General features: G+C 70.3%; 23 protein-coding genes. 11 read left to right on the top strand and 12 right to left on the bottom strand.

Features of this window, described 5'->3' with window-relative positions; all coding sequences use genetic code 11:
• Window positions 1-5 precede the first annotated feature (5 nt).
• The 5 genes from AB0D12_RS10120 to AB0D12_RS10100 form a co-directional block, all read right to left on the bottom strand.
• Window positions 6-956 (bottom strand): DUF2510 domain-containing protein, encoded by a 951-nt coding sequence (locus tag AB0D12_RS10120; protein WP_362679115.1) that lies wholly within the window; start codon window positions 954-956, stop codon window positions 6-8.
• Window positions 957-978: 22 nt separating this feature from the next.
• The gene (locus AB0D12_RS10115; protein WP_362679112.1) at window positions 979-2,265 is read right to left on the bottom strand and encodes a haloacid dehalogenase-like hydrolase; all 1,287 of its coding nucleotides are present in this window, start codon (window positions 2,263-2,265) and stop codon (window positions 979-981) included.
• 103 nt (window positions 2,266-2,368) lie between these two features.
• Entirely contained in the window at window positions 2,369-3,151 is a 783-nt protein-coding gene (locus AB0D12_RS10110) for a 3-oxoacyl-ACP reductase (protein ID WP_362679109.1), read from the bottom strand.
• Between the two features lie 6 nt (window positions 3,152-3,157).
• Window positions 3,158-4,552: an aldehyde dehydrogenase family protein gene (locus tag AB0D12_RS10105; RefSeq protein WP_362679106.1), complete on the bottom strand. Its 1,395-nt coding sequence runs from the start codon at window positions 4,550-4,552 to the stop codon at window positions 3,158-3,160.
• Window positions 4,549-5,913: a glutamine synthetase family protein gene (locus tag AB0D12_RS10100; RefSeq protein ID WP_327322399.1), complete on the bottom strand. Its 1,365-nt coding sequence runs from the start codon at window positions 5,911-5,913 to the stop codon at window positions 4,549-4,551. Before AB0D12_RS10100 ends, AB0D12_RS10105 begins: the two co-directional genes overlap by 4 nt.
• 86 nt (window positions 5,914-5,999) lie before the next feature.
• Between AB0D12_RS10100 and AB0D12_RS10095 the strand changes: the two genes are divergently transcribed.
• From AB0D12_RS10095 to AB0D12_RS10085, 3 genes are all read left to right on the top strand, one after another.
• Complete coding sequence (locus AB0D12_RS10095; RefSeq protein WP_362679713.1) at window positions 6,000-6,719, top strand: FCD domain-containing protein; 720 nt, start codon at window positions 6,000-6,002, stop codon at window positions 6,717-6,719.
• A 135-nt stretch (window positions 6,720-6,854) separates the two neighbouring features.
• The gene (gene eat / locus AB0D12_RS10090) at window positions 6,855-8,300 is read left to right on the top strand and encodes an ethanolamine permease (RefSeq protein ID WP_362679103.1); all 1,446 of its coding nucleotides are present in this window, start codon (window positions 6,855-6,857) and stop codon (window positions 8,298-8,300) included.
• A 47-nt stretch (window positions 8,301-8,347) separates the two neighbouring features.
• On the top strand, window positions 8,348-9,031 hold the full coding sequence (locus AB0D12_RS10085) for a gamma-glutamyl-gamma-aminobutyrate hydrolase family protein (protein WP_362679100.1): 684 nt from the start codon (window positions 8,348-8,350) through the stop codon (window positions 9,029-9,031).
• Window positions 9,032-9,423: 392 nt separating this feature from the next.
• Here the strand turns inward: AB0D12_RS10085 and AB0D12_RS10080 are convergent, their stop codons facing one another.
• Window positions 9,424-10,362 (bottom strand): LysR family transcriptional regulator, encoded by a 939-nt coding sequence (locus AB0D12_RS10080; RefSeq protein WP_362679097.1) that lies wholly within the window; start codon window positions 10,360-10,362, stop codon window positions 9,424-9,426.
• Window positions 10,363-10,432: 70 nt separating this feature from the next.
• Between AB0D12_RS10080 and AB0D12_RS10075 the strand changes: the two genes are divergently transcribed.
• Complete coding sequence (locus AB0D12_RS10075) at window positions 10,433-11,560, top strand: TDT family transporter (RefSeq protein WP_362679094.1); 1,128 nt, start codon at window positions 10,433-10,435, stop codon at window positions 11,558-11,560.
• 90 nt (window positions 11,561-11,650) lie between these two features.
• On the opposite strand, the gene AB0D12_RS10070 is transcribed toward AB0D12_RS10075, so the two are convergent.
• The 4 genes from AB0D12_RS10070 to AB0D12_RS10055 all read right to left on the bottom strand — a co-directional run bounded on the left by AB0D12_RS10070 (window position 11,651) and on the right by AB0D12_RS10055 (window position 16,121).
• Window positions 11,651-12,373, bottom strand: a complete 723-nt coding sequence (locus AB0D12_RS10070; RefSeq protein WP_362679091.1) for a helical backbone metal receptor — start codon at window positions 12,371-12,373, stop codon at window positions 11,651-11,653.
• A gap of 11 nt (window positions 12,374-12,384) precedes the next feature.
• A complete protein-coding gene (locus AB0D12_RS10065) occupies window positions 12,385-12,981 on the bottom strand; it encodes a helix-turn-helix domain-containing protein (RefSeq protein WP_362679088.1) in 597 nt (198 codons plus the stop codon).
• A gap of 157 nt (window positions 12,982-13,138) precedes the next feature.
• Window positions 13,139-14,974 carry an ABC transporter permease/substrate binding protein gene (locus AB0D12_RS10060; protein WP_362679086.1) on the bottom strand — a complete coding sequence of 612 codons (1,836 nt, stop codon included), beginning with the start codon at window positions 14,972-14,974 and terminating at the stop codon, window positions 13,139-13,141.
• Complete coding sequence (locus AB0D12_RS10055; protein ID WP_362679083.1) at window positions 14,967-16,121, bottom strand: glycine betaine/L-proline ABC transporter ATP-binding protein; 1,155 nt, start codon at window positions 16,119-16,121, stop codon at window positions 14,967-14,969. The genes AB0D12_RS10060 and AB0D12_RS10055 overlap by 8 nt, the downstream gene beginning before the upstream one ends.
• Window positions 16,122-16,398: 277 nt before the next feature.
• On the opposite strand from AB0D12_RS10055, the gene AB0D12_RS10050 reads away from it, so the two are divergent.
• The gene (locus AB0D12_RS10050) at window positions 16,399-17,304 is read left to right on the top strand and encodes a 5'-3' exonuclease (protein ID WP_362679710.1); all 906 of its coding nucleotides are present in this window, start codon (window positions 16,399-16,401) and stop codon (window positions 17,302-17,304) included.
• A 50-nt stretch (window positions 17,305-17,354) separates the two neighbouring features.
• On the top strand, window positions 17,355-18,203 hold the full coding sequence (locus AB0D12_RS10045) for a siderophore-interacting protein (RefSeq protein WP_362679080.1): 849 nt from the start codon (window positions 17,355-17,357) through the stop codon (window positions 18,201-18,203).
• 261 nt (window positions 18,204-18,464) lie between these two features.
• Here AB0D12_RS10045 and AB0D12_RS10040 read toward each other — a convergent pair whose 3' ends face one another.
• The gene (locus AB0D12_RS10040; protein WP_362679077.1) at window positions 18,465-19,109 is read right to left on the bottom strand and encodes a MerR family transcriptional regulator; all 645 of its coding nucleotides are present in this window, start codon (window positions 19,107-19,109) and stop codon (window positions 18,465-18,467) included.
• Between the two features lie 112 nt (window positions 19,110-19,221).
• On the opposite strand from AB0D12_RS10040, the gene AB0D12_RS10035 reads away from it, so the two are divergent.
• The 5 genes from AB0D12_RS10035 to AB0D12_RS10015 all read left to right on the top strand — a co-directional run bounded on the left by AB0D12_RS10035 (window position 19,222) and on the right by AB0D12_RS10015 (window position 23,532).
• Window positions 19,222-20,199, top strand: coding sequence for a hypothetical protein (locus tag AB0D12_RS10035; RefSeq protein ID WP_362679074.1), 978 nt, complete (start codon window positions 19,222-19,224; stop codon window positions 20,197-20,199).
• Window positions 20,196-20,657, top strand: a complete 462-nt coding sequence (locus AB0D12_RS10030; RefSeq protein WP_362679071.1) for an ABA4-like family protein — start codon at window positions 20,196-20,198, stop codon at window positions 20,655-20,657. Before AB0D12_RS10035 ends, AB0D12_RS10030 begins: the two co-directional genes overlap by 4 nt.
• A 163-nt stretch (window positions 20,658-20,820) precedes the next feature.
• Complete coding sequence (locus AB0D12_RS10025; protein ID WP_327322410.1) at window positions 20,821-21,405, top strand: sigma-70 family RNA polymerase sigma factor; 585 nt, start codon at window positions 20,821-20,823, stop codon at window positions 21,403-21,405.
• Window positions 21,402-22,148 carry an anti-sigma factor gene (locus AB0D12_RS10020; protein WP_362679068.1) on the top strand — a complete coding sequence of 249 codons (747 nt, stop codon included), beginning with the start codon at window positions 21,402-21,404 and terminating at the stop codon, window positions 22,146-22,148. The genes AB0D12_RS10025 and AB0D12_RS10020 overlap by 4 nt, the downstream gene beginning before the upstream one ends.
• 13 nt (window positions 22,149-22,161) lie before the next feature.
• Window positions 22,162-23,532, top strand: coding sequence for a deoxyribodipyrimidine photo-lyase (locus AB0D12_RS10015; protein ID WP_362679065.1), 1,371 nt, complete (start codon window positions 22,162-22,164; stop codon window positions 23,530-23,532).
• A 43-nt stretch (window positions 23,533-23,575) separates the two neighbouring features.
• On the opposite strand, the gene AB0D12_RS10010 is transcribed toward AB0D12_RS10015, so the two are convergent.
• Window positions 23,576-24,838 carry a cyclopropane-fatty-acyl-phospholipid synthase family protein gene (locus AB0D12_RS10010; protein WP_362679062.1) on the bottom strand — a complete coding sequence of 421 codons (1,263 nt, stop codon included), beginning with the start codon at window positions 24,836-24,838 and terminating at the stop codon, window positions 23,576-23,578.
• Window positions 24,839-24,963: the final 125 nt, after the last annotated feature.

The following is a 24,963-nucleotide window of genomic DNA, read 5'->3' as shown; positions in this document are numbered from 1 at the left end:
GGGTCCTAGCCCGGGCCGATGCTGCTGCCGACCCCGCCGCTCGTGGAGTCGCCGATCGGGCGGATGCTCGCGGCGATCTTGTCCATGTCGGTGAGCCTGGGCCCCTGCGGACCCGCGTCGAAGGCGAAGCGGACGACGACCAGTGCCTCGCTGCCCACGGTCGAGGGGAAGGCCAGCGACTGGACGTAGCCGCCGGGACCGGCTCCGGTGGTGACCCGCCAGCGCACGAGGTAGCCGGCGCGTCCGGCGACCGCGACGGACTGCGACTTGAGCACCGTGTGGGACTTGATGCCGCCGTGGATACGGTTGCCGACTGCGTCTTCCTCGTACGCGTCGTCCGCCGCCGTCACGATGTCCTTCCTGGCCAGCGCTTCCACGGAGGAATCACCGGTCTGTGCCGCCGTGATGGACGTCACCCGGCCGTGCCGACAGAGCGGCGAGCCGCCGGCGGGGCACTCGTACGTCTCGTCCGTCACCATCGTCGTGCCCTCGTCGAGGGAACTGTCGGACTTCTCCCAGCCGGCCGGGATGGGCATGGAGATGCCGTTGAGCTGGTCGGTCAGGAGAGCGGAGCCGTCCGTCGCCGGCGGGGTGGTGGCGGGAGTGTTCTTGGGGTCGGCCGTGGTGGGGACCGGTTCGCTGACGCTCGGCGCGGACTCGGGCTTCGTGGACCCGTCCTTGCCGAGCAGCACGGCACCGGTGGCGACCGCGGCGACGAGCACGACGCCGGCGGTGACGAGTGCGACGACACGGCTCTTGCCGCCACTACTGCCGCCGCGTGCGAGGGCCGACTGATGCATCGGTACGGTCTGCGGGCCGAAGCCCGGCACCGGGGCGGCCGGGACCTGCGCCTGGACCGGGCGTGTGTGCGCGGTCCAGGCGGTCCCGTCCCACCAGCGTTCGGTGCCGGGCGCGTTCGAGTCCGGGTACCAGCCAGCCGGTGTCGTCATGCTCATCCGGCCACCTTAGGGGGCCCGTTCAGGACGGGTACACCGAGTCCCGCTGGTCGGGAACGACGCTGCCGTCCGCCCTGCGTACGGGCGCGGACATGCCGTCCCGCTCGGTGAATGCCGAGGTCGCGCAGGGGTATGGGGCGACCTGCCGCTTCTTCGGCTCTATGAACATCGGGTTGACGATCCAGCGGCCGTCACCGTTGTCGTAGGCGCGGCACATGACTTCCTTCTTGTTGCGGTTGAGGACCAGCCGCAGGCCGGTCGCGTCCCGCAGGAAGGAGATGTCGGTGTCGGAGTCGCCCGCCGCGAACACCTGCCGCCGGTGGACGGGCTGGACCTTCTCGGCGGCCGCGCCTCGCACCCCGAAGATCTCCTTGTTGATCCAGCAGCGCTTGCCGTCGATGTACGTGATCATCGAGTCGTCGCCGTCCGCGACCGTGCCGCAGCCCTTGAGATGCGACGTGAGGCGGCCGTGCTCGGTGACGCTGCGGATGCCGAGCGAGTGGTCCGCTTCGATGCCGACTCCGCGCGCCCAGACGTCGACGACGGGCTCGGGCGAGGCCGAGGTGATCCAGACGTCGAAGCCAGCCTTCTGCAGAGTACGGATCAGATCGCGCTGCTGGTCGTAGTAGCGCACCCAGCCGGTCGCCTTGCCCGAGCCGACCTGCTGCTCGGCGCCGATGGGCGCGGCCAGGTTCTCGGCGCGGGCAGCGGTGGCGAAGGTCTGGATCTGCCGGGTCGTCCAGCCGTTCATCAGCTGGGCGAGCCAGGCGTACTGCGGCTCGATCCGGCGGTGGTCGAAGCCGGCGAAGGCGGTCCCACCGCTCGTGGTGGTGCCCTCGGAGTAGACGGAGTTGATCTCGTCGGCGCAGCGTGTGTCGGTGCCCGTGGGGAGCGTCCGCACGCCGGTGGGACAGGCGGTCTTCAACGAGCCGGCGGCCTCGGCGGTCAGATGGCGACTGGTGGTGCGCCAGTCACCGCCCCTGGGCGGGCGGATCTTGCTGTTGCGCAGCATCCAGAACATGGTCGCGTCGCCGACATCGTTCTTGACGACGGTGTTGTCCCAGTCGAAGACGGCGACGGGCTTGTCCCTCCCCTTGCGGTGATCGCCGCAGCGTCCGTAGTCGTCGATCAGCTGCTGGAGCCGCGCCTTGTTCTCCCCGTACCAGCCCTGCGAGATCTCCAGCACCGGGCAGCTCCGCGGCTTCGCCTGGGCGGGATGGGCGGGCTGGGCGGGCTGGGCGGCGGCGAGACCGGTCCCGGCGATGGCGAGTGCTGCGGCTGCCGCGGGCCAGCGGAGCTTGTGGTTCATGAACATCCTCCTCGGTGTACGCAGAACAGCCGGGCGTCGTGCGACGCCCGGCTGTGGGGGTGGTTGCTGCGGATAGAACTGCAGAGGCGAAGAAGCGGATGATCTACAGAGGCGTGACGTACGCGCCCGAGATTCCGCCGTCGACCAGGAAGTCGGTGGCGTTGATGAACGAGGAGTCGTCGCTGGCGAGGAAAGCCACGGCGGCGGCGAGCTCGTCCGCCTCAGCGAACCGTCCGGCCGGGATGTGGACGAGCCGGCGCGCGGCGCGCTCCGGGTCCTTGGCGAACAGCTCCTGCAGGAGCGGGGTGTTGACCGGCCCCGGGCAGAGCGCGTTCACCCGGATCCCCTCGCGGGCGAACTGCACGCCGAGTTCGCGCGACATGGCGAGCACGCCGCCCTTGGACGCGGTGTACGAGATCTGGGAGGTCGCCGCGCCCATGATCGCTACGAAGGACGCGGTGTTGATGATGGAGCCGCGGCCCTGGCGCTGCATATAGGGGATGGCGGCCTTGCAGCAGAGGTAGACAGAGGTGAGGTTGACGTCCTGGACGCGCTTCCAGGCCTCCAGTCCTGTGGTGAGGATGGAGTCGTCGTCGGGCGGCGAGATGCCCGCGTTGTTGAAGGCGATGTCGACGCTGCCGTAGGTGTCGTACGCCGTCTTGAACAGTGCCTCGACCTGCTCGGGGTTGGTCACGTCGACACGTACGAAGGTGCCGCCGACCTCGTCGGCCGCCGCCTTGCCCGCGCTCTCGTCGATGTCGCCGCAGACGACGTTCGCGCCCTCGGAGGCGAGGCGGCGCGCGGTGGCCAGGCCGATTCCGCTGCCGGCGCCGGTGATGACTGCGGTACGGCCCACGAGGCGGCGGCACACAGGGGTTTCGGTCATGGTGGTTCAGGCCTCCGTGCTGATGAAGACGTTCTTGGTTTCGGTGAAAGCGGTGAGGGCGTCCGGGCCCAGTTCGCGGCCGAGTCCGGACTGCTTGTAGCCGCCGAACGGGGTCCAGTAGCGGACGCTGCTGTGGGAGTTGACCGAGAGGTTGCCGGCGGCGACGGCACGCGAGACGCGGATCGCGCGGCCGACGTCGCGGGTCCAGATCGAGCCGGACAGGCCGTACTCGGTGGCGTTGGCGAGCCGGATCGCGTGGGCCTCGTCCTCGAAGGGGAGGACAACGGCGACCGGGCCGAAGACCTCCTCGCAGGCAGCCGGGGCGTCCGGTTCGAGGTCGGTGAGGACGGTCGGCGGGAACCAGAAGCCGGGGCCGTCGGGGGCGGTGCCACGGATCCCCTTCAGCTCTTCGGGTACGTAACCACGCACCCGCTCCAGCTGCGCCTGCGAAATCAGCGGACCCATCTGGGTCTTCTCGTCGGACGGGTCGCCGACGACGACGGACTCGATCCCGGGGGCGAGGAGTTCGAGAAAGCGGTCGTACACGCAACGCTGCACCAGCACACGGCTGCGTGCACAGCAGTCCTGCCCTGAGTTGTCCAGGAACGACATGGGGGTGGCGGCGACCGCGGCCTCGAGGTCGGAGTCGGCGAAGACGATGTTGGGGCTCTTGCCGCCGAGTTCGAGTGTCACCCGCTTCAGGCGGTCGGCGCTCTTGGCCATGATCTGCTTGCCGACCCGGGTGGAGCCGGTGAACACGATCTTCGCGACGCTGGGGTGTTCGACCAGCGCGTTGCCCGTGACGTCGCCCGCGCCCGGGAGCACCTGGAAGAGATGCTCGGGAAGGCCTGCCTCCAGGGCGAGTTCGGCCAGCCGCAGCGCGGTCAGCGGGGTCGTCTCGGCCGGCTTGAGGAGTACGGCGTTTCCTGCCGCCAGGGCCGGGGCCGTACCCCAGGCGGCGATCGGCATGGGGAAGTTCCAGGGCGCGATCACGCCGATGACGCCGAGCGGTTCGAGGATCGTGATGTCGAGTCCGCCGGCGACCGGGATCTGGCGGCCGTTGAGCCGTTCCACTCCCCCGGCCGCGAAGTCGAGGAGATCGCGGACGTTGCCGGCCTCCCAGCGGGCGTTGCCGATCGTGTGACCGGCCTCGCGGACCTCCAACAGGGCCAGTTCTTCGAGGTGCTCGTCGACGACCGCGGCGAACCGGCGCAGCAGTCTGGCCCGGTCTGCGGGGGCCGCGGCCGCCCAACCCCGCTGCGCCTTCGCGGCCCGCGCGACGGCGGCGTCCACCTCGGCGGCCGTCGTCGCCGGGACGGTCTCGATGACCTGCCCGGTGGCGGGGTTGAGTACCTCGTGGTGCGTGACCTCGTGGTGCGTGTACGACAAAGCGTCCCTCACAGACGTTCGAAGGAGCGGCGGAGCTCCCAGTCGGTCACCGCGGCGTCGAACGCTTCCAGCTCGACCCGCGCCATGTTGCGGTAGTGCGCGACGACTTCGTCGCCGAAGGCCGCCTTGGCGATGGGGCTGTTCTCCCAGAGCTCGGCGGCTTCGCGCAGCGTGGTGGGGACCTGCGCGTATCCGGCGGTGTACGCATTGCCCGTGCACTCCTCGGGCAGCTCCAGCTTCTGCTCGATTCCGTACAGACCGGCGGCGACCAGGCCCGCGACCGCCAGGTGCGGGTTGACGTCGCCGCCCGGCAGCCGGTTCTCGAAGCGCATCGAGCGGCCGTGGCCGACGACGCGGAGTGCGCAGGTGCGGTTGTCGTAGCCCCAGGCGACGGCGGTCGGCGCGAAGGAGCCGGGCTGGAAGCGCTTGTACGAGTTGATGTTGGGCGCGTACAGCAGCGAGAAGTCACGCAGCGCGGCCAGCTGCCCGGCCAGGAAGTGCCGCATGACCTGCGACATTCCGCCGGGTCCGTCGCCGGCCATGACGTTTGTGCCGTGCTCGTCCTGGAGCGAGAGGTGGATATGACAGGAGTTGCCCTCGCGCTCGTTGTACTTGGCCATGAAGGTGAGCGAGACACCTTCCTGGGAGGCGATCTCCTTCGCGCCGGTCTTGTAGACGGCGTGCTGGTCGCAGGTGACCACGGCTTCGTCGTACTTGAAGGCGATCTCGTGCTGGCCGGGGTTGCACTCGCCCTTGGCGGACTCGACGGTCAGGCCGGCCGCGGCCATCTCGTTGCGGATCCTGCGCAGCAGCGGTTCGATACGGCCGGTACCGAGAACCGAGTAGTCGATGTTGTACTGGTTGGCCGGGATGAGGTCGCGGTAGTTGCGGTCCCAGGCTTCCTCGTACGTGTCCCTGAAGACGATGAACTCGAGCTCGGTGCCGACATGTGCGGTGAAGCCGTGCTCGGCCAGGCGGTCCAGCTGGCGGCGCAGCACCTGGCGGGGTGCGGCGACGACGGGTGAGCCGTCGTTCCAGGCGAGGTCGGCGACGAGCAGTGCCGTGCCCTCGTTCCAGGGGATGCGGCGCAGTGTGGTGAGGTCGGGGTGCATGGCGAAGTCGCCGTAGCCGCGCTCCCAGGAGGACATCTCGTATCCGTCGACGGTGTTCATCTCGGTGTCGACGGCGAGGAGGTAGTTGCAGCCCTCGGTGCCGTGTTCCAGGACCTCGTCGAGGAAGAAAGGTGCGGCGAACCGCTTGCCCTGGAGTCGCCCTTGCATATCGGGGAAGGCCAGGACGACTGTGTCGATCTCACCGCTCGCGACGAGGGCACGAAGCTCCTCGACCCCGAGCGGGGCTTTGCGGTCTGCCACGGGATACGCCTCCTTGGGTCAGCCGGAAGCCTTAAGGTATTACCGAAGACCATTGTCTGGGAAGAGGAAACGGCGACGTGGTGAAGATGAATGAACCGGCCGACCGGCTGACACCCGTACTGCGCCCCGTGCGCGCGGGCAACGGCTTCGAAGAAGCGCTGGAACAGATTCTTCAGCTACTGCGGCTCGGCCTGGTCCCCGGCGGGGAGCGGCTGCCCGCGGAGCGCGAGCTCTCGGAACGGATGGGGATCAGCCGGGTCACGCTGCGCGAAGTGCTGAAGGTCCTCACCGACCAGGGCCTGGTGGAGAGCCGGCGCGGCCGGTACGGCGGAACGTTTGTGCTGCAGCGCCCCGACAGTCACGGCGAGGACGAACTGCGGCGGCGCGTGGCGGCGGTGGACGTCGAGGACACGCTGCGTTTCCGGGAGGTTCTCGAGGTGGGAGCGGCCGGTCTCTGCGCCGCGCACGGCCTGACCGAGGAGGGCGCGGACCAGCTGCGTACGGCACTGGCCGCGACGCACGACGCACCGCTCGCCGAGTACCGCAGGCAGGACACTCTGCTGCATCTCACCCTCGCCGAGCTCTCCGGCTCCCCCACGCTGACCGCGCAGTACGCCGCGGTGCGGGCGACGCTGAACGAGCTTCTGGACTGCATTCCGCTGCTCGTACGGAACCTCGAGCACTCGCAGCATCAGCACACCGCACTGGTCGAGGCGGTGCTGGATGCGGATGCGGACGCGGCCCGCGAGGTGATGCGGGAGCACTGCGAGGGGACGGCGGCCCTGCTGCGCGGCTTCCTTCCCTGACCTCCCCCTGCCCCTTCCCCTGACCCTTCGCGTCAACCGATCCGTAACCTCGGCTTTACGCGCGGGGCTTGCGCATCCGCGATGGCTAGCGCAAAGGTGTGCCCACAAACCTTTGACCTCTGCCAGGAGCGACTCATGGCCGAAGACACCACCACGCGCGCGCCATCACCGGCCGACGACGCCTACCTCAACCGCCGCACGCTGCGCAGGGGCAGCGCCGGCTGGCTTCTGCTCACCGGCCTCGGCGTCGCCTATGTCGTCTCCGGGGACTTCTCCGGCTGGAACATCGGACTGTCCAAGGGCGGCTTCGGCGGACTCGCGATAGCCACGCTGCTGATGGGCGTGATGTATGCCTGCCTGGTCTTCGCGCTCGCCGAACTCTCCGCGATCCTGCCGACAGCGGGCGGCGGCTACGGCTTCGCCCGCCGCGCTCTCGGGACCTGGGGCGGGTTCCTGACCGGTACCGCGATCCTCATCGAGTACATCCTCGCGCCCGCCGCGATCTCCATCTTCATCGGCGACTACGTCGAATCGCTCGGTCTCTTCGGCCTGGAGTCCGGCTGGCCGGTCTATCTCGCCTGCTTCGCGATCTTCATAGGCATCCATCTGTGGGGTGTCGGCGAGGCGCTGCGCTTCAGCCTGGTGGTGACAGCGATCGCGGTCGCGGCACTGCTGATCTTCGCGGTCGGCGCGTTCACCGACTTCAGCGCGGGCGGGCTCGACGACATCCCCGTGGACAAGCACGCGCTCGGCTCGGGCTCCTGGCTGCCGTTCGGCCTGCTGGGCATCTGGTCGGCGTTCCCGTTCGGCATGTGGTTCTTCCTCGGCGTCGAGGGCGTACCGCTGGCGGCGGAGGAGGCGAAGGACCCGGTGCGCTCCATGCCGCGGGCGCTCTCGATCTCCATGGGCATCCTGGTGCTGCTCGCCGTGTTGACCTTCTTCGCCTCGACCGGCGCACGCGGCTCGAACGCCATCCAGGAGGCCGGAAACCCGCTGGTGGTGGCGTTGCAGGGAACCGGCGACCCGACGGCGCTGAGCCGCTTCGTCAACTACGCGGGCCTGGCGGGCCTGGTCGCGTCCTTCTTCTCCCTCATCTACGCGGGCTCGCGTCAGCTCTTCGCGCTCTCGCGGGCCGGCTATCTGCCGCGCTTCCTCTCGCTGACCAGCCGCCGGAAGTCGCCGTATCTCGGACTGCTGATCCCGGGAGCGATCGGCTTCGCGCTGGCGGCGGGGACGGGTAACGGGGCGCGGATGCTGAACATCGCGGTCTTCGGCGCGACGATCTCGTACGCGCTGATGGCTCTCTCGCACATTGTGCTGCGGCGCCGCGAGCCCGAACTCAACCGCCCGTACCGCACGCCCGGCGGCATCCTCACCTCGTCCGTGGCCTTTGTCCTTGCGCTGTCCGCGCTGGTGGCGACGTTCCTGGTGGACAAGGACGCGGCGTTCATCGCGCTGGGCGTCTACGCCGTCGCTCTCGCCTACTTCGCGATCTACAGTCGGCACCATCTGGTCGCGCGGGCGCCGGAGGAGGAGTTCGCGGCGCTGGCGGCGGCCGAGGCGGAACTCGAACGGGACTGAGCTGAACTCGAACGAGCGAAATTCGAACGAAGCTGAACGGAGTCACTGTGTCCAAGCCGCTGATCGGCGTCACGACCTATCTGGAACCGGCCAAATGGGGCGTGTGGGAGATGCCCGCGGCGTTGCTGCCCGCCGGGTATCCGCGCCTCGTCCAGGCGGCAGGCGGCCTCGCCGCGCTACTCCCACCGGACGATCCGGCCCTGGCCGAGTCGGTCGTATCGCGGCTGGACGGGCTCGTCATCGCGGGCGGTGCGGATGTCGAGCCCGTACGGTACGGGGCCGAGCCCGATTCCCGCACCGGCACACCGGCGCGGGATCGGGACGCGTGGGAACTCGCCCTGATCCGGACGGCGTTGGAGTCCGGCACACCGCTGCTGGGGATCTGCCGGGGCCTGCAGCTGCTGAACGTGGCGCTCGGCGGGACGCTGGTCCAGCACCTGGACGGGCATGTCGGGGGTGTGGGCGTCTTCGGCCGGCACACGGTGAAACCTGTGCCCGGGACGCGGTATGCGGAGATCGTGCCGGAGGAGTCGTCGGTCCCTACGTACCACCACCAGTCGGTGGACCGCTTGGCGGACGCGCTGGTGGCGAGCGCGTACGCGGAGGACGGCACGGTGGAGGCGGTGGAACTGCCGGGTGCGGGGTGGGCGCTGGGGGTGCAGTGGCATCCGGAGGCGGGCGAGGACGACCGAGTGATGTCGGCGCTGGTCGCGGCGGCGTCGGCCAATTGAGCCCCTCCGGCCGGCGATTGAGGAGCGGGGGCCCGGGGCGAAGCCCCCGGAAACCGGCCCCGCCGGCGTGTGAGGCGCACGGCCCGGAGCGAAGCCCCCGGAAACCAGCCCCGCCGGCGTGTGAGGCGCACGGCCCGGAGCGAAGCCCCCGGACCCCAGCCCCGCCGGCGTGTGAGGCGCACGGCCCGGAGCGAAGCCCCCGGAAACCAGCCCCGCCGGCGTTTGAGGCGCGGGGTCTGGGGCGAAGCCCCCGGAAACCAGCCCCGCCGGCGTTTGAGGCGCGGGGTCTGGGGCGGAGCCCCAGTACGGGAAGGGGGCGGGGTGGGGCTGTATCCGATCTGCGGCTGCGCCGCGTGGGCCCGCCCCAGGCGATCGACGCGCGGGAATCCGGGTCAGCCCGACGCCGGACGTCTCCTCGTCAGCGTGAGCAGATCCCGCGCCGGGCCCGTCGGGCGATGCGACGTCGGCCAGACGGCACGCAGGTCCCGGTGAAGGTCCACATCCTCCACCGGGACGGCCGTCAGGCGGCGGGCCGTCAGTTCCTCCGTGACCGCCAGTTCGCTCAGGACCGCCGGGCCCGCACCGCTCACCGCCGCCGCCTTGACCGCCGTCGTCGACGCGAGCTCCAGGAGCGGGTCCGCGAGGCCCCCGTACTGCCTGAGCGCCGAGTCGAGGACCTGGCGGGTGCCCGAACCCCGTTCGCGGAGGATCAGCGGGGTTGCCGCCAGTTCCGCCGGGGTCAGCGGTGCCCGGCGGCGGGCCCACGGGTGGCTCGGCGCGGCCACCACGAGGAGCCGGTCGTGGCCGATGGGCGTCCCGTCCAGGCCCTCCGGCACGGACAGGCCCTCCACGAAGCCCAGATCCGCCTCGCCCGCGAGCAGGCGCCGGGCCACCATCGCCGAGTTTCCGGCCATCAGCGAGACCGCAGTGCCGGGGCGCTCGGCACGGAGCGCGATCAGCCAGCCCGGCAGCAGGTACTCCGCGATGGTCATCGAAGCCGCCACCCGCAGCCGCGAATCGCGCCGCCCCCGCAGCGCCTGCGCCCCCGCGTCGAACGCTTCCGCCGCCTCCACCACCCGCCGCGCCCAGTCCGTGACGAGCGCACCGGCGTCCGTGAGCCGGGAGCCGCGCGGTGACCGGTCGACCAGGGCCACGCCCAGCTGCCGTTCCATCGAGCGGATCCGGCTGCTCGCGGCCGGCTGGGTGATCCCGAGCTCGCGCGCCGCACGCCCCAGACTGCCGTGCCGGGCGACAGCGAGCAGTAGCTCCAGCGCGCCCAGATCCGGCACCCGGTGTGCGAGTGGCACCCGTCCGTCGTCCTCGTCGCTCATAAATCCAGCTTATGGGGCCATAGAGGAGTGATCCCTGGTGGGGCCCCTCACGCCGCGTGACAGTGGAGACATGGTCACCGCCGTGCAGCCCCGCCCACGCACCGCCGTCTCACTCGCGGCCGTACGGCTGTCCTCGTTCCGCCACTTCGGCCCCAACTGGTACGCGACCGTCATGGGCACCGCCATCGTCGCGAACGCCGGCGCCGCCCTCCCCGTCGATGTCCCGGGGCTGCGGACGGCCTGCGCCGCGGTGTGGGTGCTCTCCGCCGTGCTGCTGGCCCTCGTCCTGGCAACGCGCGCCACGCACTGGATCCACCACCGCGACCAGGCCCGCGCCCACCTCGTCGACCCGGCGATCGCACCCTTCTACGGCTGCCTGTCCATGGCGCTGCTGGCCGTCGGCCTCGGCACGCTGACCGTGGGCCAGGACGTCATCGGCGAGCGCGCGGCCGTGGCGGCCGCAGCCGTGCTTTTCGGTGTCGGCACGCTCATCGGACTCTCCGCCGCCGCTGTCGTCCCGTACCTGATGGTCGTACGCCGCCTGGTGACGCCCGGCACCGCCTCGCCCGTCTGGCTGCTCCCCGTCGTCTCCCCCATGGTCTCCGCATCGCTCGGTCCCCTGCTGGTGCCTCATCTGCCGGCCGGCCAGTGGCGGGAGGCGATGCTGCTCGGGAGCTATGCGATGTTCGGGATCAGTCTGCCGGCCACCCTCGTCATCCTGCCGATGGTCTTCGCCCGGCTCGTCCGCCACGGCCCGCTGCCGCTCGCGCTCACCCCCGCCCTCTTCCTGGTCCTCGGGCCGCTCGGCCAGTCGACCACCGCCGTCAACAGGCTCGCGGACGTGGCTCCGGCCGCGATCTCGGCGCCGTACGCCACCGGTCTCGGCACCTTCGCGGTGATCTACGGCGTCCCGGTGATGGGTTTCGCGCTGATGTGGCTGGCGCTCGCGGGCGCGACGGTGGTGCGGGCCGTGCGCGAAGGCATGCCGTTCACGATGACCTGGTGGGCCTTCACCTTCCCGGTCGGTACCTGTGTGACCGGCGCGGAGGCTCTGGCGGCCCACACCGGGCCGGCCCCGTTCGAGTGGCTCACGGTCGGCCTGTTCGTCCTGCTCGTCACGGCGTGGGCCGTGACCGGGGTGCGTACCCTGCGCGGTCTGTTCAGCGGAGCACTGCTCGCAGCACCTGTACAGCGGTGACAACGCCGCTGATCCTCTGTGCTGAGCAGAGTCCGGGCGGTGTCCGGCCGACGACATCTGACGCACGGAGTCGTCGGCCGTACAACGCGGTTACATCTGCTGGGTTGCTCGTCGCAGCGCCGCGCTGAGCACCGCGGGCGCCTCGGCCAGTGAGGGCCCGTACCAGGTCAGATGACGGCCGCTGACAAGCGCGGCGGGCAGCCCGGGAAAGGCCTCGGGTCCGTCGTCGGCCGCGAAGCGGTACGGCTCGTCGGGCAGGACCACCAGCTGGGCGCCGCGGTTCCGCAGTTCCTCCAACGGGATACGCGGATAGCGCTCGGCGTGCCCCGCGTACACATTCCTGACGCCGAGCCGGGCCAGCAGATCACCGGCGAAGGTGTCGCGGCCGAGCACCATCCACGGTCGCCGCCAGATCGGCACGACCGCCCGCCACTCCCCCAACGACGCGACCGCGGCCCACGCCGCCTCCGCCTCGTCCAGCCAGCGCGGCCGCGCCACCCCGCACCCGGCCACCAGCACCCGCTGCAGCTCGCGGAACGCCTGCTCCAGATCGCGTACCTCGGTGACGAGGACCTCGAGGCCCGCCGCCCGCAGTGCGGCCAGATCGGGCTCCCGGTTCTCCTCCTCGTTCGCGATCACGAGATCCGGGCGGAGCCGGACCACGGCCGCCACGTCCGGGTTCTTGGTGCCCCCGATCCGTACGACATCGAGGTCCGCGGGATGGCTGCACCAGTCCGTGGCCCCGACCAGCAGCCCGGGTGCGCTGACGGCCACGGCCTCGGTCAGCGAAGGCACCAGTGAGACGACACGCACCGGGGCCGCCCTCAGCGCCGCTGGTCTGCGGACGCGTCGATGTGGTCGGAGACGGTGACGACCAGGATCCGGGTGTCGGGCGTGGTGGCGCGCCAGCGGTGCCGGACGCCGCCGGAGAGAAAGAGGGTGTCGCCGCGCGCGAGCCGGTAGGCGCGTCCCTCCGCCTCGACCTCCGCCGTACCTTCGGCGACGTACATCAGCTCGTCGTTGCGGTGCTGGAACTCGCGTCCCGCATCCTGCTCACCGGTGAATTCGAGGGCTTGCAGCTGATGCTGTCCGCGCACGAGGCGGCGGGTCGCGGCGGCGGGCGGAGGCCCGGTGTCGTCCGGGGCGCGTATGACATTGATGGTGCGGGCGGCGTCGGATGCGGCGATCAACCGGCCGGCAGTGGTCTCCAGCGCGTCGGCGACTCGCTGGAGCGAACGCATGCTGGGACGGGCCCGCTCGTTCTCGATCTGGCTGAGGAAGGGCACGGAGAGACCGCTGCGTTCCGCCACGGCGGCCAGCGTGAGGTCAAGGGCCCGGCGGCGCCTGCGGACGGCCGCGCCCACCCGAAGGGGTTCGGTCTCCTTCGGGTCCTTCGCGTCCTTCGCGTCCTTCGCGTCCATCAGCCGGGCTCCCCTCCCTGGTCCTGTCTCACCTTACGCAGCTTCCGACCGCCGGTGCTCAGGGAGCAGGCCGGTACCGCGCCCGACCCGGCCCGGAAAGCCCGAAGGGGTGGGCCCCGCCGGCAGCGGGCCCACCCCTTCGTACAACGCTCAGCCGCTACTGCGGAGCCATCGTGTTCGCGGCCTTGCCCGCCTTGGCGACCGGCGTCCACTTCTCGGCGAGGTCCGGGTTCTCCTTGAGCCAGGCGCGTACCGCGTCCTGCTCCTTGCCCTTGCCCGTCGTCTGGATCTTGGCTTCAAGGTCCGTGAGCTGATTCTCGGTCATCTTGAAGTTCTTGAGCCACTTGCCGACCTGCGGGTTGTCGGCGGCGAAGCCCTTGCGGGCCAGGGTGTGCACGCCGTCGCCCTTGCCCCAGGAGCCCTTGGGGTCCTTGAGCTTCTTCAGGTCGTAGCTGCTGTACGCCCAGTGCGGCGACCACAGCGTGGTGACGATGGGTTCCTTCTTGTCGTACGCGCGCTTCAGCTCGGCGAGCATGCCGGGCGTCGAGCCGTCGACGACCTTGTACTCGCCCTCCAGGCCGTAGTCCTTCAGGACCTTGTCCTTGAGGATGCCCATCATTCCGGCGCTCGGCTCGATGCCCACGATCCGCCCCTTGAACTGACTCGACTTGCCCTTGAGGTCCTCGAGGGAGTCGATGCCCTTCATGTACGAGGGGACGGAGAGCTCCAGCGAGGTGGGGCCGTACCAGGGGCCCAGGTCCTCGAGCTTGTTCTGGTACTTCTTCCAGTACTGGGCGTGGGTGACCGGGAGCCAGGAGTCGGTCTGGAAGTCGACCTGGCCGCCGGCCAGACCGGTGTAGAGCGCGCCGGCCTCCAGCTGCTTGGTCTCGACCTCGAAGCCGCGCTTCTCCAGCATCTCCTTCCAGAGGAAGGTGGAGGCGATGCCCTCGTCCCACGGGATGTATCCGATGGAGACCTTCTTGCCCTGGCCGACGTTGCCGGCGGCCGAGGCGTCGGCGGACTTGGCTCCGCCGAACATACCCGTGCCGCCCGCGACGAGCGCGAGGACGACGACGCCCGCGACGGCAACGGCCGGCTGCGGACGGTAGTTCCAGATCTTCACCCCGCCGGTCAGCGACTTCGCCTTGGCGAGGGCGCGACGGCCGAGCGGTGAGACCTGACGGCCCAGCGCGCCGGTCATCCGGTCGAGGTACATCGCCAGGATGACGATGGAGATGCCCGCTTCGAAGCCGAGGCCGATGTCCACATTGCCGATGGCGCGATAGACCGCGCCGCCGAGACCGCCCCCGCCGACCATGCCGGCGATGACGACCATGGACAGGCCCAGCATGATCACCTGGTTGATTCCGGCCATGATCGTGGGCAGGGCGAGCGGGAGCTGGACGCGGAGCAGGGTGTTGCGCGGCGTGGTGCCGAAGGCCTCGGCGGCCTCGACGAGCTCCTCGTCGACCTGCCGGATGCCGAGCTCGGTCATCCGTACACCGGGCGGCAGGGCGAAGACGATGGTGGCGATGATGCCGGGGACCACGCCGACGCCGAAGAAGATGATGCCGGGAATCAGATAGACCATCGCCGGCATGGTCTGCATAAAGTCCAGGACCGGCCGGGTGACGGCGCTGACGGTCTTGGAGCTCGAGGCCCAGATACCGAGCGGTACGGCGATCACCAGGGTGACGATCGTGGCGACGAGCACCAGGGAGAGGGTCGACATCGCGTCGTCCCACAGCTCGATGGAGTCGATCAGCGCGAAGCCGGCGAAGGCCAGCACGCCGCCGAGCAGCCCGCGCAGCCACCAGGCGACGACCGCGAGGATGCCGGCGAAGAGCAGCGGCTGGGGCGCGGAGAGCGCCGCGTCGATGCCGTCGTACATACCGGTGACGACCGAGGTGATGGCGTCGAAGAGCCAGGAGAGATGGGACTGGAGCCAGTTGACACCGGCGTCGACCCAGTCGCCGAGATGGAGCCTAGGCACTGGCCACCTCCTTGGTCACGCCCTGCTGCGGGACCGCAGCCTGCCGCGATCCCGCGTCCTGCGGCGGAATCGCTGCCGGGGCCATCGGCTCGCCGAGGACCGCGAGCAGCCGGGCGCGCGGTACGACGCCGATCAGCTCCCCCTCGTCGTCGATGACGGCTACGGCGACGCCGCTGGTGGAGCAGGCGGTGAACAGCTCGATGATCGGCGTGTCGGCGGAGACGGTGGCGGGCGCCGCGGCGAGCACGTCCTTGGCGTTGCGCAGTTCCTTGCCGCTGTCCGTCTTCCTGCCGAACGACGTCTGCGGATCGGCCATGATCGCGCCGGCGGTCAGCACCCGTGAGCGGTCGACGTCCTGGGTGAAGGAGGCGACATAGTCATTGGCCGGGGTGACCAGGATGTCCTCGGCGGTGCCGAGCTGGACGATCCTGCCGTCCCGCATCACCGCAATCCGGTCGCCGAGGCGCATCGCCTCGTTGAGGTCGTGGGTGATGAAGACGATGGTCTTCTTGAGCCGTTTCTGCAGCTCGAGCAGCTGGTCCTGCATATCGCGGCGGATCAGCGGGTCGAGCGCGCTGAAGGACTCGTCCATCAGCAGCAGATCGGCGTCGGTGGCGAGCGCGCGGGCCAGGCCGACGCGCTGCTGCATACCGCCGGAGAGCTCGTCGGGCCAGGAGTTTTCCCAGCCGGCGAGGCCGGCCAGCTCCAGGGCCTCGGCGGCGCGCTTGTCGCGCTCGGCGCGCGGGACACCCTGCACCTCGAGGCCGTAGCCGGCGTTCTCCAGCACGCTGCGGTGCGGGAAGAGCGCGAAGTGCTGGAACACCATGCTGATCTTGGTCGAGCGTACGGAGCGCAGCTCGCGGGGGCTCAGGGCGGTCAGGTCCTGACCGTCGAAGAGCACGCGTCCGGCGGTGGGCTCGAGCAGTCCGTTCAGCATGCGCAGCAGCGTGGACTTACCGGACCCGGACAGACCCATGACGACGAATATCTGCCCCGGCTCGACGGCGAACGATGCGTCGATCACCGCTGCGGTCGTTCCGTCGGCGCGCAGCTCGTCGCGGTCACTGCCGCTCTCGAGCTTGCGCACCGCTTCGTCGGGTCGTCTGCCGAACACCTTGTACAAGTGCTCGGCTTGCAGCCTGGACACATACACCTCACGCGTTGAACCGAAAACGGCTCGCCAACCCCCGCAGGCGAGCCGTGGAGCAGGACGGGTTCTGCCCGCTCGCCCGTGGCATGTGCCGGCCGTCTTGATCCAAAGCCGTGCCGCGGGGTCCGCTCCGGGTCCGCGCATGCCCTCGCCCTTTCGTGCCAAACCCGACAGTGACCCACCTCACGAGGGCGGTGCGAGGGGGCCGCTGCGAGTGGAGAGCGGGTGGCTGTCAGTGGGGTGCGGCATCATCAGGGTTGTGACGCGACGCCTGATGCTCCTCGACACCGCTTCCCTGTACTTCCGGGCCTATTTCGGGGTCCCCGACTCGGTACGGGCCCCCGACGGCACTCCGGTCAACGCCGTGCGCGGACTGCTCGACTTCATCGCCAGGCTGGTCCAGGACCACCGCCCCGACGACCTCGTGGCCTGCTGGGACAACGACTGGCGGCCGCACTGGCGGGTCGAGCTGATCCCTTCGTACAAGGCACACCGCGTCGCCGTCGAGACGGAGACGGGGCCGGACGAGGAGGAGACCCCGGACACCCTCTCGCCCCAGGTTCCGGTGATCGTGGACGTGCTCGACGCCCTCGGCATCGCCCGTGTCGGCGTGGACGGGTACGAGGCGGACGACATCATCGGCACGCTCACGGGGCGCGCCGCCGGGCCCGTCGACATCGTCACCGGCGACCGCGACCTCTTCCAGCTGGTCGACGACGCCCGCGGCCGGCGCGTGCTGTATCCGCTGAAGGGCGTCGGGACACTGCAGGTCACGGACGAGGCGTGGCTGCGCGAGAAGTACGGCGTCGACGGACCGGGTTATGTCGATCTGGCGCTGCTGCGCGGCGACCCGAGCGATGGGCTGCCGGGTGTGCCCGGGATCGGCGAGAAGACCGCGGCCAAGCTGCTGGACTCGTTCGGCGACCTGGCCGGGATCATGGCCGCCGTCGACGATCCGCTCGCCAAGCTGACACCGTCGCAGCGCAAGCGGCTCGACGAGGCGCGGGACTATGTCGCGGTCGCGCCCAAGGTCGTACGGGTGGCCTCGGACGTATCACTTCCCGACTTCGACCCCACGCTGCCCTCCGAGCCGCGGGATCCGGCGTCGCTCGACGAGCTCGCGGCCCAGTGGGGGCTCGGTGGCGCGCTCAAGCGTCTGCTGTCCACACTCCAGGGCTGAGTGTTAGCTTAGGCAAGCCTAAGCACTGGACGAGTTCAGGGGAGACCGCCGTGGCAGAACAACCGGCCCGCAAGGCAAGGAAGGCCCACGAGGCGCAGGTGGTGCGCGTGGAGCGGATCACACCTCACATGGTGCGCGTCGTGCTGGGCGGTGAGGGCCTTGCCGGGTTCGCTATCGACGAGTTCACCGACCACTACATCAAGCTGCTGTTCGCGCCCGATGGAGTGACCTATCCGGAGCCGTTCGACATCGACCGGATCCGCGAGGAGTTCCCGCGCGAGCAGTGGCCGGCCAACCGCACATACACGGTACGGAGCTGGGACCCGTCCCAGCGTGAGCTGACGGTCGATTTCGTGGTTCACGGCGACGAAGGCCTGGCCGGGCCGTGGGCGGCCCGGGCGCGGGTGGGCGAGACTGTGCGCTTCCTGGGGCCCGGCGGCGGCTATGCCCCGGCTGCGACGGCGGACTGGCATCTGCTGGTGGGCGACGAGAGCGCACTGCCGGCGATCGCCGCGTCACTGGAGGCGATGCCGTCGGGCGCTCGTGTCCATGCCTTCGTCGAGGTCGACGGCCCCGAGGACGAGCAGAAGGTCGACACGCCCGAGGGAGTCGAGATCAACTGGCTGCACCGCGGGGCCCGGCCGGCCGGTGAGGCACTGGTCGCGGCGGTCACCGCGCTGGAGTTCCCGGCGGGCGACGTCTGCGCGTTCGTGCACGGCGAGGCGGCGTTCGTACGGGAGCTGCGGCGCCATCTGCGGCTGGACCGGCAGATTCCGCGCGAGCATCTGTCGATCTCGGGGTACTGGCGACTGGGCCAGAACGACGAGGCGTGGCGCTCGGTGAAGCGCGAATGGAACGATCAGGTGGAACGGGAACAGGAACAGGAGAAGGCGGCCTGACGCAGGCGGCTCCTGGCCCTCGGCTGCGGTTGCGGCCGGGGGTGTTTTCGTTCCTGGGGCAGGGGACTCGGCCGGGACCTGTCCGGCGCGCGGCCGAGCGATGCCGTTCTCTGCGTAGCGGGCAGTGCCGTCAGCCATTCTCTGCGCAGCGGGCAGTGCCGTCGGCTGTTCTCGACGTGACGGGCAGAGGCGTCGGCCGCGCGAAGGGGGAACGGCATCGACACCGACCCCTCGCCCCCTGAGCCCGCCCCCCTCGTCCCTTCAGTCCGGCAGCCTGTCGTCCCCGTACCTGCGTGCCGAGACGTCCACGTGGGCAAGTCGGCGCAGTGCGACCAGCACCGCGTCACCCAGCACCGTGCCGATCACCACGCTCTCCACCAGGTCCTCAAGGCCCGCCCGGCGTCCGACATACGCGATGTCCGCCCGCGCCACCTGTTCCGCGGCGGACGCGTAGTCGTCCAGCACTTCGATGAAGGCTCCGTGCCCCACGCGGTCCAGCGCGGCCAGCGCTGCCGCGAGCGCCTCGGCTGCCGGGGTGTCGTCGTCCACCCGCCAGCCACGCCGTGCGATCAGTTCCCGGACCTCCTCGCGCGCCCCTTCCAGCTCCGCGTCCGGCTCACCTTCGCCGTACCGCGGGACGATGGGGTCCGTGGCCGCGCCCAGCACCTTGTGCACGGACCGTCCGGGGTCGTCGACCGCCGCGAGGACCTCCGCGATCGCCGCCACCTTCAGCCCGCCCACATCGAGCAGCGCGCGGATCAGCCGCAGCCTGCGCTCGTGCGCGTCGTCGTAGCTCGCCTGGTTCGGGCTCGTCAGCTGCCCGGCGGGGAGCAGGCCTTCACGGACGTAGTACTTGATCGTCGGCACCGGGACCCCGGTTCTGCGACTCAACTCTCCGATGCGCACCGCGTGTTCACCTCTTCGCTCTTGCCAGCCACAGCCCTCATCATAGATAGTTCCACTATCGGATAGCAGATAGTTCCGCTATCCATTCAGGAATCCGATGGAGGGGATACCTATGTCTTCATGGCGTTCTTGGCACCGGCCGCTCATGGTCTTCGCCGCCTCGATGGCGGTCGTATTCGTCGTGTCCGGCGTGGGCATGGTCGTCGACGACCGGGTTTTGGTGGGCTCGCCGATCTGGTTCAAGCCCCTCAAGTTCTCGGCCTCACTGATGATCTACGCGCTGACGCTGGCCTGGATGCTCTCGCTGGCCGGCCGCGGCCGCCGGGTGGGCCGGTGGGCCGGCACCGTCGTCGCGCTGACCGGAGCGATCGAGATGGTGATCATCACCGGGCAGGTGATCCGCGGCAAGCGAAGTCACTTCAACTTCGAAACCGCCTTCGACGGGATGCTGTTCAACATCATGGGGGCGACCATCGTCACCCTCTGGATCAGCTCTCTGATCATCGTCATCCTGTTGTTCCGCTCGCCGATGGCCGACCGCGCCGCCGCCTGGGCGATGCGGCTCGGCGCGGCCATCGCACTGGTGGGCGCCGCCCTCGGAAACCTCATGACACGGGCGACTCCGGAGCAGGAGGCGGCCGGTGGCCGCAGCGTCTCCCAGGTGGTCGGCGCCCACAGCGTCGGCGTACCCGAAGGCGGTCCCGCCATGCCGCTCACCGGCTGGTCGACCACCGGCGGCGATCTTCGCATCCCGCACTTCGTCGGTATGCACGCCCTTCAACTGATCCCGCTCTTCCTGCTCGCGCTCATCGTCCTGGCTCCGCGCTTCGCCCGGCTGCGGGACGAGCGCGTACGGCTGCGGCTCGTGCTGGTCGCCTCGGGCACGTACGCCGCCGTGCTCGCCCTCGTTACCTGGCAGGCGCTGCGCGGCCAGCCGCTGATCCACCCGGACGGTGCGACGCTCGGCGCCGCGGCTCTGATCCTCGTCGCCGCCGCAGCCGGAGCACTCGTATCGCTCCTGAGCACAACTCCCGCACCAACTCCCGCACAGGGCACCGCAGATGACACCGAGAAGGAGCTTGTGGCATGACCGGAGCGCTCTTTGAAATCACCTTCTGGCTGGCCGCCCCGTTCTGGCTGCTGATGATCTTCGCGCCCGCCTGGCCGCCGACCGCGCGGCTGGCCGCGTCGCCCTGGACCATCTCGGGTGTCCTCGTCATCTATGTCGTCATGGCGGTACCGGTCTTCCCGGAGCTCTGGACCGCGGTGAGCAGCCCGGACATCGACACCTTCCGCGAGCTGGCGGTACGGGCCAACGGCGCCGGCGCCCTCTGGGCACAGGTCATCGCCTGGGATCTGCTCATCGGCCAGTGGATGTTCCTCGAGGCGCGGCGGCTGGGTATCCATCCCCTGGTGATGGGCCCGCTGCTGGTGCTGACCATCCTGCTGTCGCCGTTCGCCCTGCCCGTCTTCCTGGTGCTGCGCGCGGCGAAGGCCCGGTCCGCGACCGGAGTCACGGACCGGGCCGTACACCCGCTCTCGTACTAGAAAGGTCAACGGACTTCTGGTCAGGAAGCGGTTCGGCGTGCCGCACCCGAACCAATCCGCCTGGAATCAGCTGCGAACCCTGTACCAATCCACCTGGCCATCGGCTCCGAATGCCTGATGAAATCTGTCCGTCCACTCATCCACACCGTGGAGGAAAGTGCGCGTGAAAGAAGCCGTACACATCGGCGGCCCGACCTCGGCGGGTCCCGATCTGCAGCAACTGCTCGGCCTGGTGGCCAGAGGCGACCAGGAGGCCTTCTCCCGGGTCTACGACAGTGTCTGCGGACCTGTCCTCGGGCTGGTGCGCGCCGTGCTGCGCGACCCCGCCCAGTCGGAGGAGGTGACCCAGGAGGTGCTGATCGAGGTCTGGCGTACGGCAGCCCGCTTCCAGCCGTCCCGCGGATCGGCGATGACCTGGATTCTCACGCTCGCGCACCGGCGAGCCGTGGACCGGGTCCGGTCGGCACAGTCCGCGAGCGACCGCGAGCGGCGAGCGGCGCTGCTCGAACGGACGCCGGCCTATGACGACGTCACCGAGCAGGTCGAGGCCCGCCTCGAACGTGAGCAGGTACGGCGGTGTCTGCGCAGCCTGACCGAGCTGCAGCGGCAGTCGGTGACGCTCGCGTACTACCGGGGGCTGGCCTACCGGGAAGTGGCCGAACTGCTCTCCGTGCCGCTCGGCACGGTCAAGACACGACTGCGCGACGGGCTCATCCGGCTGCGCGACTGCCTGGGGGTGAGCGCATGACCATCGCTGATCTGCACACGCTGACCGGCGCCTATGTGCTGCACGCGCTGGCGCCCGACGAGCGTGCCGAGTTCGAGCGGCATCTGGAGGTGTGTCCGGCCTGCGCGCAGGAAGTACGCGAACTGGCCGCCACCGTCGGAAAGTTGGGGCTCGCCGTGGCCGTGACGCCACCGCCCGCGCTCAAGCAGCGGGTGATGCGGCAGGTCTCCGCGGAGCGCCAGGTTCCGCCGCGGGTCTCACGCCGGGCACGACCCGGCGGCAACCGCGGCCGGGCTCTGTCGCGCTTCGCGCTGGCGGCCTGCCTCGCCGCTGCCGCCGCCTTCGGCGGGGTGGCCGTCTGGCAGCACCAGGAGGCGCAGGACGCACGCGACCTGGCGCAGCGCTCTCAGCAGCAGGCCGAGGAGCTGACCTCGGTGCTCGCCGCCCCGGACGCGAGGGTCGGCGCCGTGAAGCTCAAGGACGGGGCGACCGGCACAGTGGTCGTCTCACGCGACAGGAACAAGGCGGCCTTCCTCGCCTCCGACCTGCCGAAGCCGCCGCAGGGCAAGGTCTACCAACTCTGGTTCAGCGACAGCGGAAAGATGCGTTCGGCGGGGCTGATGGACCCCGCGACCACCACCAACGCCGTCCTGATGGACGGACCGGTGAACACCGCCTCGGGCATGGGCATCACCGTCGAACCGGCGGGCGGCTCCCCCCAGCCGACCTCCGCCCCCCTTGCCCTGACGAGCTTCCCCGCCTGAGGAAGGACGGCGCATGAGTGTTGCGGTCATGCTCTTCACCTCCGATCTACGGCTGCACGACCAGCCGGCGCTGCGTGCGGCACTGCGCGGCGCCGACGAGGTCGTCCCGCTGTTCGTGCTGGATCCGGGCATCCGGAAAGCGGGCTTCGACGCACCCAACCGCCGCGCCTTCCTCGCCGACTGCCTGGCCTCGCTCGATGCCGGGCTGCATGAACGCGGCGGTCGGCTGGTGATCCGTACCGGCCATGTCGCCGAGCAGGTCTGCCGGGTCGTCGCCGAGACCGGGGCCCGCGCTGTGCATGTCGCCGCCGGGGTCAGCACCTACGCCGTACGCAGGGAGGATCAGCTGCGCAGTGCGCTGGCGGCGGTGCGCTGTGCCCTGCACGTCCATGACGCGGTGGTCACCGCGCTGCCGCCGGGGCGGGTCACGCCTGCCGACCGCGACCATTTCGCGGTGTTCTCGGCGTACTTCCGCAGGTGGGAGGCGGCCGGGCTGCGCGAGACCATGGCGGCGCCGCGGTCGGTGCCGGTCCCCGAGCTCGCCGGCCATCCGATGCCGCGCCGCACCGCAGTGACCGGCGTGTCACCCGGCCTCGCCAAGGGCGGGGAGCCGGCGGGCCGACGGCGGCTGAGCGCCTGGCTCGCCGACACAGACGCGGGCATCGCGGCGTACGCGGAGCGGCACGACGATCTGCCGGGCGATGCCACCTCCCGGCTCTCGCCGCATCTGCACTTCGGCACGCTCTCCGCCACCGAACTCGTCCACCGGGCGCGGCGCAAGGGCGGTCCTGGCGCGGACGCCTTCGTACGTCAGCTCGCCTGGCGGGACTTCCACCATCAGGTCCTGGCGGCCCGGCCCGGGGCCGCCCACGCCGACTACCGTGCGCGCGGCGACCACTGGCGCAGTGACGAGAAGGCGATCGCCGCCTGGAAGGCGGGCCGCACCGGCTGCCCGATCGTGGACGCGGCGATGCGTCAGTTGCTGCACGAGGGCTGGATGCACAACCGCGGTCGGCTGCTGGCGGCGAGCTACTTCACGAAGACTCTGTACATGGACTGGCGCATCGGCGCCCGCCACTTCCTGGATCTGCTGGTGGACGGGGACATCGCCAACAACCAGCTCAACTGGCAGTGGGTGGCGGGCACCGGGACCGACACCCGCCCCAACCGTGTCCTCAATCCGCTCGCTCAGGCGAAGCGATTCGACCCGCAGGGCGACTACGTACGCCGCTGGGTCCCTGAGCTCGCACAGCTGACCGGGCCCGCCGTGCACCAGCCGTGGAATCTCGACGGGCTGGACCGGCCCCGGCTCGACTATCCCGATCCGCTGGTGGAACCGGCGGAAGGGCGGGCGCGGTTCGAGCGGGCCCGCGGCCTGCGCTGATCGGAGATCACCCGGGTCCCGGGCACCCGGGGCAGGGCGGTCCTCACACCGTCTCCTCCTTCGTCAGCAGCAGTTGCTGCACATCCAGCCGGCCGGAGCGAAAGCCCGCTTCGGAGTAGGCGAGATAGAAGGTCCACATCCGGCGGAAGGTCTCGTCGAAACCGAGGGCGCCGACCGCGGCGGCCCGGTGGGCGAAGCGCTCGCGCCACAGCCGCAGCGTCTCGGCGTAGTGCGGCCCGAAGCCGTACCGCTCGGCCACCCGCAGTCCGGTGCAGCCGGTGACGACCTGCTCGATCGCCTCGGTCGAGGGCAGCAGCCCGCCCGGGAAGATGTACTTCTGGATCCAGGTGTAGTTGGTTCGGGAGGCCGGCAGCCTCTCCTGCGGCGTGGTGATCGACTGAAGCGCGATCCGCCCGCCCGGCGCGAGCAGCCGGTCCAGCATCCTGAAGTACTCCGGCCACAGCTCCTCGCCGACGGCCTCGATCGTCTCCACGCTGACGATCGCGTCGTAGCGGCCGAGCACCTTGCGGTAGTCGCGCAGCAGGACGGTCACCCGGTCCGCCAGTCCCGCCTCGTGGACGCGTCGCCGCGCAACCGCATGCTGCTCACTCGAGAGGGTCACGGTCAGCACGCGGGCGCCGCGCTGTGCCGCACGGATCGCCAACTCACCCCAGCCTGTGCCGATTTCGAGCAGCTGAGTGCCGGATCCGACCTGCGCCAGGTCGAGCAGCCGGTCGATCTTGCGGTGCTGGGCGGCGGGCAGCAGATTCTGTTCGGCGGGGAAACCGCGGAAGAGGGCTGAGGAGTACGACAGGGTCTCGTCGAGGAAGAGCGCGAAGAGCTCGTTCGACAAGTCGTAGGGGTGGCCGATGCCGGCGCGGGGGCCGTCGGACGTGCTGCGGTGCCCGGCCGGCCGCGTGGGCGCCCAGGCTCCGCGCAGCCGGCGGAGCGGCTCGGGGACGAGGGTCGCAGGGTGCTCGGCGAGTACGGCCAGTACGCCCACGAGGTCACGGGCCTCCCATTCGCCCGCCATGTACGACTCACCGAAGCCGATGAGTCCGCTCGCGCCGATACGGCGGAAGAAGGCCTGCGGATTGTGCACCTCAAGGAGGGGCCCGCCCAGGCCGATCGGCTCGCCGCCCGCGGGGCGGACCCGTAGCGGCAGCCTGCCGAACGCGCGCAGGACGAGCCGTTCGGCGGCGGCGGTCCGCAGCCGGGAGGTCCGGGGCAGCCTGGCCACGTCGGGCCAGCTCCGCGCGTCGACGGACGCGGCTCTCGATGGTGCCGAGGACACGGTCACGCTCACTTCACACCCTCCTGGGGGCACATGGCGGGAACGAGTTTGTACGGGCGGTCCGCGCAGACGGAGGCGGATGCCGTGGAACCGGATACCGGCGGATACGGCCGGGGTGGAGAGGGGTTGCTCAGGGC

The organism is Streptomyces sp. NPDC048479, from assembly GCF_040651435.1.
Classification (GTDB): Bacteria; Actinomycetota; Actinomycetes; order Streptomycetales; family Streptomycetaceae; genus Streptomyces.
Note: the sequence above shows the minus strand (reverse complement) of the source record. Positions and strands in the feature narration are given on the sequence as shown.